This is a genomic window from uncultured Sphingorhabdus sp. (genome assembly GCF_937872355.1).
In the GTDB taxonomy this organism is placed as follows: domain Bacteria; phylum Pseudomonadota; class Alphaproteobacteria; order Sphingomonadales; family Sphingomonadaceae; genus Sphingorhabdus_B.
Map to the genome: position 1 here is coordinate 1 of NZ_CALMSV010000009.1, position 11,587 is coordinate 11,587.

7 protein-coding genes are annotated in these 11,587 nt (G+C 56.8%); 4 read left to right on the forward strand and 3 right to left on the reverse strand.

Annotated elements, in window-relative coordinates; translation table 11 throughout:
- From Q0239_RS00315 to Q0239_RS00330, 4 genes are all read left to right on the forward strand, one after another.
- The coding region (locus Q0239_RS00315; protein WP_298596615.1) for an SdrD B-like domain-containing protein at positions 1-1,903 on the forward strand (1,903 nt) is incomplete at its 5' end.
- A 5-nt stretch (positions 1,904-1,908) separates the two neighbouring features.
- Positions 1,909-6,201, forward strand: a complete 4,293-nt coding sequence (locus tag Q0239_RS00320; protein WP_298596618.1) for a hypothetical protein — start codon at positions 1,909-1,911, stop codon at positions 6,199-6,201.
- A 181-nt stretch (positions 6,202-6,382) separates the two neighbouring features.
- Entirely contained in the window at positions 6,383-6,721 is a 339-nt protein-coding gene (locus Q0239_RS00325) for a hypothetical protein (RefSeq protein ID WP_298596621.1), read from the forward strand.
- Positions 6,722-6,951: 230 nt separating this feature from the next.
- A complete protein-coding gene (locus Q0239_RS00330; RefSeq protein WP_298596624.1) occupies positions 6,952-7,191 on the forward strand; it encodes a hypothetical protein in 240 nt (79 codons plus the stop codon).
- 133 nt (positions 7,192-7,324) lie between these two features.
- On the opposite strand, the gene Q0239_RS00335 is transcribed toward Q0239_RS00330, so the two are convergent.
- Genes Q0239_RS00335 through Q0239_RS00345 form a run of 3 tightly spaced genes read right to left on the reverse strand, consistent with a single transcriptional unit; the run spans position 7,325 to position 10,835 of the window.
- Entirely contained in the window at positions 7,325-8,752 is a 1,428-nt protein-coding gene (locus Q0239_RS00335) for a glycosyltransferase (protein ID WP_298596627.1), read from the reverse strand.
- The gene (locus Q0239_RS00340; protein WP_298596630.1) at positions 8,749-9,585 is read right to left on the reverse strand and encodes a hypothetical protein; all 837 of its coding nucleotides are present in this window, start codon (positions 9,583-9,585) and stop codon (positions 8,749-8,751) included. Before Q0239_RS00340 ends, Q0239_RS00335 begins: the two co-directional genes overlap by 4 nt.
- A complete protein-coding gene (locus tag Q0239_RS00345) occupies positions 9,582-10,835 on the reverse strand; it encodes a YaiO family outer membrane beta-barrel protein (RefSeq protein ID WP_298596634.1) in 1,254 nt (417 codons plus the stop codon). Before Q0239_RS00345 ends, Q0239_RS00340 begins: the two co-directional genes overlap by 4 nt.
- Between the last annotated feature and the right edge of the window lie 752 nt (positions 10,836-11,587).

Consider the following 11,587-nt stretch of genomic DNA (forward strand, 5'->3'; position numbering starts at 1 on the left):
GACCAACGTCATGCTTCGCGTGGTTGCGCCCGCCAGCAATCCAGGCGTTGTGCTTGATCCGGCAACGGGCCAAATTTCAGTCGATTCGTCGGTGCCGCAAGGGACCTACACCATCGATTATGAGATTTGCGAGCGGCTGAATCCAACCAATTGCGCCACCGCCACAGCAACCATCGTCGTAGAGCCCGCGCTAAGCTCGGTCACCGGCACGGTCTATGATGACCGCAACGGCAACCAGACGCTCGATAGCGGCGAAACGCGGCGCGACGGCTGGATCGTCGAAGTCATGCGCGATGGTGTTGTCGTGGCAACGACCCGCACTGACAGCCAGGGCAATTACCGCTTTGACGGTCTGTTGAGCGGCGGCGGCTATTCGATCCAGTTCCGCAACCCGGAAAACAACGTCATCTACAATGTCATCGACGATGTTACCCTCGCCAACAACACGGTAGTCATCGACCAGAACCTGCCTCTCGATCCCTCAGGTGTGGTTTACGATTCGATCACGCGTGCGCCGGTGCGCAACGCGATTGTCACGATGCTGGGGGCCAACGGCCAGCCGCTACCGGGCATCTGTTTCTTGTCGGCCACGCAGCAAAGCCAGGCGACAGACGCAACCGGCATGTATCGGTTTGACATCATTCCGGGCGCGGCACCGCAGTGTCCGGTCGGCGAAACAACCTATACGATTTCGGTTGCACCGCCCACGGGCTATTCGGCACCGTCCAGCGTCCTGCCCGCCGAAATTGGGGCGTTCGATCCGACTGGCCTCAGCGGACCAGTCATGATCGGCGCGAGCTCCAGCGCCCCTTCCGGGGGCGATCCTGTTCGCTGGTACCAGACATTCCGTCTGGCACAGGGCGATCCAGACGTGATTTTCAATCACATTCCGCTAGATCCGTTCCTGTCGCGCTCACCGCTGGTTGTTACCAAAACAAGCATCAAGCGTACTGCCAATGTCGGCGATCTGATTCCCTACACAATCACGGTTCGCAACACAGAGGCGGCGCAGCGTGCTCCGGTTGATGTGATCGACATTCTGCCGCCGGGTCTGAAATATGTGACTGGCACGGCATCGGTAAACGGTGTGGCGACGGAGCCGGTCGTGAATGACCGCGAACTTCGCTGGGTCCGTCAGACTATGCCGGCTAACGGCACGATGACCTACACATTGACCGTGGTTGTAGGCGCAGGTGTCACTACGGGCGACCGCGTGAACACCGGTGTCGCGCGGAATGGCTTGACGGCCGTTGAAATTTCCAACCGCGGACAGGCGGTCGTTTCCATCGTTCCGAGTGCCGTGTTCGATTGTTCCGAAGTCATCGGGAAGGTCTATGACGACCTGAACGGCAACGGCTATCAGGACAAGGGCGAGCCGGGGATCCCCGGCGCGCGCTTGGCGACCGTGAATGGCGAGTTGATTACAACCGACGAATTCGGTCGTTACCACATCGCTTGTGCGGCGGTTCCGGATGCGCAGATCGGCTCCAACTTCGTGCTGAAACTCGATGAACGGACCATCGCGCGCGGTTATGCGCCCACGACTGACAACCCGCAATCAATCCGCCTGACGCGCGGCAAGGTTAGCGAACTGAATTTCGGGGTGCAAAAAGCAGCGACCACGGCCGTCGATATCGACACCAACGCGTTCATGCCCGGCACAGCGACACTCCGTCCGGAGATCGCCAGGAAGCTGGCAACGCTGCGGCCTGCCGAAGCGGTGCGCATGGTGATCCAGCTCAACTACCGAGTGCAAAATGGCGAAGACTGGGCGCTCGCCGAGCGACGTCTGGCCGCAGCCAAAACTGCAGTCGCCGAGCTGTTCGCCAAGGATTGGGGCGCCGCCGAGCCGACCATTGAAGCCAATTTGACCCGTGCCTTTGGCATGCCAGGGCGGGAGTAATTTCCATGAAAAAATCTATCCAATCTCCCAACCGCAAATCGGCCACCAGCAGCATGCTGAACCGCGCACGCCTTGTTTCCGGAATCTCGGCTATCGCTGCCGTCGGTTTCTGCCCTAATGTTGGCCATGCAGCCGAATTGGACTTTGCCGCGATGGCAAATGCGGTCGAAGCCGCACAAGCAGCGCCGATCCAAACCGGTACCGGCGAGCGGCTCGTCTCGCGGTTCTCTGCAGCGTCAGGCGTTAGCGATGTCGATATATATGTGGCGCCAAGCGCAAATGCGCCGATATTATCGGTTGGTTTGGTCAATCACGAACGATCGGTGATCGTTGGCGAGAAAGCGAGCTTCATCGGCTACTCAAACTATCCCGCTGCCATAGCGCGGGGTGAGCTTCGGATATTCGATGCTGCCGCCGCGCTAGATGGTTCGCCGCATGCCGTTGTGCCTTTTGACTCGAACGGTGCCGCCACTTGGACGCCGACCAGCTATGCATCAAGCGACATGCGATATACTTATCGCGTCTATGATAGTTTTGGTCGCATGGATGAAACGGCATCGCAGCCGCTTGAAGTCCTTCCTGCTGGCGCAATGCCAACACCAGGAGCTGTAAGCCGCCCAACCTTCGGCATTGTCGACTCCGCACAATCGCGCGAAATTGCGGCGAGCCAATTTGTGCCGCTGTCAGTCTCTGGCAAAGTCGGTGAACTTGGATCAACCCTGATGGTCGAAGGTCAGGTGGTTCCTGTGGCTGCCGATGGGTCCTTTGCCGTCAACATATTGCAGCCCGTCGGGTGTGATGCCGTAAAGCTGACGGTTCGCAATAGTTGCGGTGATCTGGCACAGCTTTCGATGGCAGCAGCCCAATGGCAGGCAAAGCCGGTTGCTGCACCACCTGTGGCTATTGGCTCCTTTGTTCCCGCGCAGCTTGATGGTGGTTTGCGTATCTCCAGGCAACCTGCCGATCAGCCTGTGGCAAATGATTATGGCATCGAAGTGCGCGCTGACGGTCATGCCGCAGAGCCAGTGATGTCGATCGGCCTTATCGGAAGCGAACGGGTCATTGTGCAGGGTGAGCCGGCTCGGTTCCAGACTTATACCAACTACCCGACTTATGTCGTGTCGGGCGAAGTGCGGATTTTTGCTGGCACCAGTATCACAGACGCCAAACCGCTCGCGGTTGTCGAAACCGATGCAAACGGCGTTGCTGAATGGCAGCCGACAGCGGAAACGCCTCGTGAGCTGTTCTACGTCTACCGCGTATACGACAAAAAGGGCCATTTCGATGAGACCAAGCCCGAAGAATTGACACTGCTACCCGAAGCGGTGAAGATCGACAGCGCGCCGGTAACCCGGCCAACTTTTGGGGTGATCGACGAAGCCAGCGTCAGAAATATCCAGCTAAACCGCACGGCGACAATCACGGTTAGCGGTGTTGCCGATCCTGACAAGGACACCGTTCGCGTCGGTGGGCAGCTTGTTCCCGTCAATCCGGATGGTCAGTTCATTACCAAACAGCTTGTCGATCGCGACGTCACGGACGTGAAGGTGGCAGTCGAAAATGGCGGTCGCACGGCATTTTCGACAACGCGCGATGTTGTCGTTCCGCGCAGCGACTGGTTTTTCGTGGGGCAGGCAGACCTGACTTTCCGCTCGATGGACGGTGGCGGACCTGCGGTCGAAGTCTCGGGTGACCCATTGGCGGACGGCAATTCGCTCACGTCGCGCGCGGCCTTCTATACCAAAGGCAAGTTCGGCGACGGTTGGAAACTGACCGCATCGCTCGATACCGGCGAAACATTGTTGAAGGACATCTTCAACAACCTCGACCGCAAAGACCCGCGCCAGTTGCTGCGCCGCATGAATTCCAACGAATATTTCACGACCTATGGCGATGACAGCGTGTTGGTCGAGGATGCACCGACGCAGGGTCAATTCTATCTGAAGGTGCAAAAGGACGACAGCAGCCTGATGGTCGGCAACTACGTCGTCAACATGAACCAGGCAGAGCTTGCGCCGCTCGATCGTGGACTGTTCGGTATCGCGCTCGATCATAAAAGCGTGGCGACCACCAGCTTTGGCGAGCGCAAAAACCAACTCACGGTTTTCGCCTCCGACCCCGGCACAATACCGGCTCGCGACGAGTTCCGCGGCACGGGTGGTTCACTCTACTTCCTCCAGCGCCAGGATCTGACCGTTGGTTCGGAGCGCGTACGTGTCGAAGTCCGCGACCGCGATACCGGTATTGTGCTTGAGACCCGCGAGCTTCGCCCGCAGGAAGATTACGATATCGATTATTTCCAGGGTCGGGTCACGTTGATGCGGCCGCTTGCCTCAACCGCCGCTACAGGCAGCACGGTTCGCGAATCCAGCTCGACCGGCAATGTTCCGGTGTTGGTCGTGCGCTATGAATATACGCCAACCGTCGCCAGCCTCGACGGCTACACCGTAGGCGGACGGGGTTCTGCCTGGCTCGGGGACAAGGTGCGCCTTGGTCTGACCGCGCAGAAGGAAACAACAGATACCGCCGATCAAACCTTGCTCGGTGCCGACGCGATGCTTCGCCTGACTGCGGGAACCTATGTGAAGGGCGAGATTGCGCAGACCGATGGACCTGCATTCGGTCAGGCCAATTCGGTTGACGGCGGTCTGACATTTACCGATTTTGCGGCACCCGGAACGGCCGGACGCAAGGCACGGGCATGGAGGGTCGAAGGCGGGGTCAATTTCGGTGAACTGCGCGGACTGACCGGCGATCATGGCCAGATGTCAGCTTATTTTGAGAGCTTTGACGCGGGCTTTGCAGCCTCGTCGCAACTGACGCAGAGCGATACTACTCGATGGGGTGCAGCTGTTGCGTTGCCTATCGGTGACAACACAAATGCTTCTGCGAAATATGAAGAACTGCAATCTGCGGCCGCCGGCACGCGGCGGGTAGGCAGTTTTGATCTGGCACAGAAATTTGCCGGCGGAATTGAGGCAAAGCTAGGCCTGCGCCACGACGATCAGGTGCCAGGTTTGCTCTATAACAGCGTCGAGGCAGGCAAACGCACAGACGCAGCACTTCAGCTCGGCTATAATCCGCAGGGCAAAAACTGGTCGGTTTATGGCTTTGGCCAGGCAACTTTGCAGCATGATGCCACGCGCCGCAGCAACAGCCGGTTCGGCGTTGGCGGCAAGGCAGAGATCAGTGATCGTATGTCGCTTGCCGCCGAGGTTTCGGGCGGCGAGGGCGGTCTTGGCGCGGATGCCCAGCTCAGCCGTCGCTACGGCAATGGTTCGGAAGCCTATATCGGCTACTCGCTTTTGGCGGACCGCACCGACACCGGACTCGAGCCTGTCAATTTGTTTACCCGCTCAAACCGGGGAACCTTCACAGTTGGTGCGCGGCATCGCTTTAATTCGGCGCTCAGCATCTATGGAGAAAATCGCATCGGCCATGGCGGAACCGCACCCAGCACGATGCGCAGCTTTGGGGCCAAATTTGACCCCAACGAAAAGCTGTCATTCAGCGCCTCGTTTGAAAATGGCAAGGTCGACGATGCCACCACCGGAATATTCCGCCGCACGGCAGGCACCTTCGGTTTTGGCTACAGCACTAAAGACGTCCAGTTCGGATCGAATGTCGAGGCCCGTTTTGAACGCGGCGTAGGACGGGATCAGACCGTCTGGCTCTTCCGCAACACGGCGTCTGTGCAGGTCGATCCGGATTGGCGCGCGTTAGGCCGCCTGAACGTAGCTGTTGCAGAAGATAATGGCAGCAGCCTGCGCGCAGCGGATTATATCGAAGGCGTTGTCGGCTTTGCTTATCGCCCGGTCTTGAATGACCGGCTGAACATCCTTGCGCGCGCCAATTACTTCCATGACCTGGGGCCGGTCGGACAGATTACATCCGGCGGTGAAACCAACAGTCCCAAACAGCGCAGCATGATCGGCGTTATCGACATCAATTATGACCTGACAGACTCGCTTACTCTTGGAGGCAAGTACGGCTATCGCCAAGGCAAGGTGTCGCTCGACCGGACCTCCGACCAATTTGTTTCGAGCAACACCCATTTGGGCGTTCTTCGCCTCGATTGGCGTCCGGTCAAGCAGTGGGACGCCGTAGTAGAAGGACATTATCTTAGCAACGATCTCGCTGGCGATAGTCGATGGGGCGGTCTGGCTGCAATCTACCGCCACCTGGGCGAGAACGCGAAAATCGGTGTGGGTTACAGCATTTCCGATTTTTCGGACGATCTCACCGACCAAAGCTATTCCAGCAAGGGCTTTTTCATCAACCTTCTTGGCAAGTTCTGACGCTGCCATCAAGCACAGATGGCCACCGTTACCAATTGATACAATTGGGAAAGTTTGCCGCAACGGAAATTTGCTACGAGTTATCTTGGCGAGGGTGTCACCCCCACGTGGCTCTCGCCCAGGCTTCGCTTTCGGTATTCACGGGTCGCACCTTCCGGGGGCGGAGCCTGTACCCATAAAAATGTTTGACCGCATACGGATGAAAAAAGAGCTCAACCGCAACAGTCACATCAACCGCGCGTTGGCGGTGGAATGTCGTATCCAGCTTCTGGAATGGCTGATCGAGCCTGACCGCCATTTTCGCGACCGTGTCAAACGACACCGTCAAATTCGTTTCGTCGCTGAAAGCGATATCGAGCAAAAATGGAATGTGACACGATCAACCGCACGAAAGCACATCCATCTCCTCAAAGCCGCCAATCTTATCCAGGTTGACCGACTACAAAAGACGAATTGGATCAAACGGAATCATCGGGGCATTGCCGTCGCTCAGGCAGCCGGCCATATCTATATTCGCTGACAGTAAAACTGACTTCTGATTATTTTCGTGATTTCCGCCGACGAGCCGACTTTCTGTCATGCTTGTGATATTTGTTCTGGTACTGTCGGTATTTGACGTATCCAAAAATTCCTGCCGAGCCAGCCAAAAACATCATGGCATAACTCAACGCGATCCAATCTGGCATCATTACTCCTTCCGAAACACTTGCTTGCACGTTTGCACGCCATGGCGCCTTATGATCGCAATCAATGCAATCTGTTCAATCGACGGTAGATATTGAAACGTTTTCGGCCCCCGCATTAACGATGCAAACCCGACGTCTGCGGCATTTTGAATATGCTCAACCTTTTGTCATATCGGCCTTAGCTGGTCGTTTTGCCGAAGTCACAATGAATGCTGCGTGCCTAGCCGCTAGACTTGCATCGTCCCATCATACGCTGTTTGCGTTTCTCTCTTTTGGCGAGAATGCGCTTGAGGAAAATGGCTGAGGCCAAAATTACAAGCAATGCCAAAACAATGGCAAATGTGGTTCGATCAAACATCAACGTCACCTAGCAATTGCACCAAATAATCGACCTTGCTTTGTTCGGGGCAGATGTTTGTGCGGTCAACCTTCTGGTTTCAATGATTTACAAATCCAACCCGCGGGACAGACGCCCAGCTCGTTTCTTTCGCAACGTGGCGGCGAATTCCCCGCAAGCGACAATAGGTATTGAACTGTCGATAGCCGATGTTTTCGAAGAACGCGCAGAAAATCAGGATGGCAATATCGCGTGGTTGGTTGACGGCTCGGGTCTGGAATTCCTCTTGGAACAGCGCGCCAATGCTGAGGCCGGTCCCCATCAATAAGCTAAAGACGAGCATGCCGCAAAGCCAAAGCCAATTTGTGAAGCCAAAAATAATAAAGACGGGCAGAAGTGCGTAGCCCAGGGCTTCGGCGACCGGCACGCATACGTCTTCGAGTAGGATCAAAGGCATCGATGCCTTGCCGATCCGTCCAAAGCGAGGATTGAACAGCATGACCCGGTGGCTATGCAACGTCTCCAGTGCCCCCTGCTGCCAACGGGAGCGCTGATTGCGCAGCCCCGCATAAGTCGCTGGCGCTTCCGTCCAGCAAATTGCATCAGGGACAAATTCTATGCGCGCCCTTTGCGCGCGTTCCTTCGCCAGCCGTTGAATGCGCACAGCCAACTCCAGATCTTCACCGACCGTGTCATGTCTGTAGCCTCCCGCAGCGATGACGGCCGAGCCGCGAAATACGCCAAATGCGCCCGATATAAGCGTAAGCATCTGCCAGTCTGACCAAGCGATGCGCGCCACCATGAATGCCCGCAGATATTCGAGTATCTGAAAGCGCTCGATGAATGTCTTCGGCATCCCCGTTTGGCGCAATGACCCTGCGGAAATTTGGGATCCATTGGTGAGCCTGATGGATCCGCCGACGGCCAGCAAAGAGCCATCATCGCTCAAAAACGGCTGGCACGCGCGCAATAGCGCATCGGGTTCGAGTATCGAGTCGGCGTCCGTCACACATAGCAGCGGTTTGCTCGCAAAATTTATGCCAGCATTGCAGGCATCGGCTTTTCGGCCGTTAATTTTGTCAAGAACGAGCAAGTTTGGATGGCTCTCGGACTCGAATATTGCGAGCAAAGGTTGATGAGCGAGCCCATGCGCGGCGTGTCGCGCGGACGGTCGCAAACAAAATGCAGCTTTCAGCACATTCATGGTCTCGTCTTTCGACCCATCATTCACCACGATGACCTCGAAGTCGGGATAGTCGATCGACAACAGCGAACGGATGCTCTGCGCGATAGTCAGTTCTTCGTTAAATGCTGGCGCGATTAATGAAACGCCGGGACTCTGCAGGGCTTGCAGCTGCCACAAATCGCGCTGCGATCCGATTTTGGACGGTTGGCGCACCCGAACCGAAATGCTGATCCAAAGCTGGATAAAGTAGACCAGATTTTGTGCGAGCAAAACCAGCATGATGATAATCAGCATCACATTGGCGACGACCATGCCCGCTATGGCGAAAAACGAAGCGATCATGCCGCGCGGCTTTCAACCGCAAATAGAACCGGCCTGCTGCTCGATGACCTTGCAGACCCTGGAGCGGGCGGCAGCTGTTGCAGCGCGGTCGCAGCGGCTTCTGCAACTGTATTGTCGCTATCCAGCATCAGCGCCTTCAAGATCGGTGCGACCACCGCACGATCGCCAAACCCGAGTGCGAAGATGGCCATTCGTCTGATCAGGCCATCTTCCTGCATGGTTGCCATTGCGATCATCGCTTCGGTCTTTTCAGGCATCATTTGTCGGAACAGCAGAAAATGATTGGGGCTTGGCTGGCTGACATCGGCGAAAACCGAACGGATGATGCCCCAAGGCGCGGGCAGTTCGCCAGAGACCGCCAAAGCGATCGCGGCCTCCAACCGGACTTCTCGCGAAGGATCGTGCAGCATTAGCTGCTGCAAAGTCCCTTGGACCGAACGATTGCCAAACGCAGCCAACTGCCTGATCAATGATACGCGACGCTTTGCGGAAACCCGGTTGATTTTCAGCAGTTCGTTTTTGAAGACATTGTTGGCCTCGGCGATCGCTTGCAACTTTTCCCGGTCGTTTCCTCTAACAAGGCTCAGCAACTGGCTGGCGACATCGAAGGCAGCGCGCCGATCATGGCTGCTCCAATGGTCAATCAAGAACGATGTTTCATCCCGAGCCAATGCCTGCATCAACTCCGAGCGAAGCAGCCGGACATGAAGCGCGTGGCGCTTGGCTTGCCACGCGACAAGTTTGCGGCGAAGGTACAATGCCCCAGCGCTCACCGATAGCCCGAGCAAAACAATAGCTAATATCAAAAACAGCAGGGCAACGGGATCGCTCAATGCGTTTGGCTCCACCGCCAAGAAACCCCGATGGACAGGGATCGTCTCGAAAATGCGTTCTCATATTTGTCGCGCGTTACCCCGAACGTGGCATCAATGTTGTTCGCGAGCTCGAACGTGATCGCAGCATAGCTCGATTGTAGTTGGCGGGCGGTACCTGTTTCGACTTCGGGGTAGCGGGCAAAGCCTCCAAGGATGCGAAGTTGGTGATTTGGCTTGAGCGAGACACGGCTGGTCCAGCCTTGAAAGCGTTTGCCGTTTGGCTCCCAAAGGTTGATCCAGCCTGCCGAAATAGTGAGTCGATCGTCCGGAGTTGTAAAAGCGAGCGCGGGTTTCAGGCTGAAGCGGGTGCCAGTGGAATAGCGACTGATCCTGGCATCACCGGAGATTTCAATGCCGCTGCCGAGGCCAAGTCCGCCGCCTGACCGCAGGCTCCATTTCTCCTTTATATTTGCCGTCGGCGAAACAGAAATTGCCAGATATGCCGATGCATTGTCGGCGACCCGCCAATTGCCTTCGGCGGCGACAACATAGTCGCTTCGGCCAAAGCGTTGGCTGCGATCAAGTTCAATGCGATATGCCGCGGAACGGTCTGGAGAATAGTCCAACGCTAACTGGCTGTCATACCAGTTCGGTTGTGTGCTGCCGGAAACATCGCTGATTTCCTGCAAGAAACTTATCGACCATTTCGGATGATCGTCGTCCAAATTCGCCGAATTTTCTGCAGGTTCGGGAGGTGCCTTCTGGTCGATATCGTGGCTATCGATTGATGAATTCTCCGTCTTAGCTTGCAGCGCCCACGCCGGCTCAGCGCCGACCAAAGCCGTGGTTACTAACATTGCAGCTGCTGTTACGTAGCGAAGTTGGGCGGTCCGGCGGCGATACGAAGTCGCAGAAATGCATGCAACAAGCGCCGATATTTCATCTGGACACAATGGCTTCTGAAGGCAATGAGCGACCCCCCAATCGCTTGCGCGGCGTAATATCGATCGGTCGGCAGATTTTGTCAGGATCACAAATGACGGTAGCGCGCATGACTCAATTTGGCCGACCGCAGCCAATATTTCCCACCCGGTCAGCCCCGTCATAACGTCGCTCAGAAAAACAACGTCAAAATTCTCGTGAATGACGCGATCCAGCGCCTCCAGCCCGTTGCCGACGGTGAAAACCGAATGGCCCAATATGCCCAAGCGGATTGACAGATATTCGCATAGCAGATCATCGTTGTCCGCGATTAAAATTCGAGCCATGCCTGCTGCCCCCAAAAGCCATGCCCATTATGCTAAACGGAGCAGCCGCTTTGACGTCGCGCAGCCACCTGGTCCCATTGATTTCATTGCCATTTTGGAGTTAATTTTCGACCAATTTGGCGTAAATATTTGTAACCACAGAGCGGTTTTAGACCGGCCTTTTAAGCTTGCAAAATGAAGGTGTTTTTCAAGGGGAGGAAGGCTCCTCCCTGGTCGGAGCCGCGATGCGTCTCCTCCGCACCCACCTCTGCGGGGAAAGTTCCCCGCAACGCCCCTCGAACAAAGAGCGGGGCTGATGACGCGCTCTTTCCCGCAGGCCCGACGGGCCTGCTCCTTGAGGGCGCGGCGTTGGACGAGAAGGGCCCCGCGCGCTCTCTGAATCGGCGGGCATGATTGGGAATGCGCAGGCTTGAGAAAGCCGACAGGCCCCGGCTTTCCGCCTGCACGGGCAGGTTAGCAACACCCGCCTCCTTTCAGGGTGCGCGTCTTTTGCTTTGGCAATCTCGCTGGTCGCTCGGGTCGATCTTGGCATGAGCATGTTTGTGGACGGCGCTGGCGCACCGGCGTTTTTTGTGCGGCCCCGGCGAGGCGGGGTGGGCGGCGCTCCCGTCTAGGCGCGGCGCAGCCAGGCGCAAGCTGCAAGCAGCTCCTCCACTACGTTTCGGCCGTCTTCCGAAACCTTCAACTGCAAGCCCGACAGCCATGCCGGTGCACATGTCCGCGCCGCGCCTCTCTGGTCGCTCTTCGCCGCC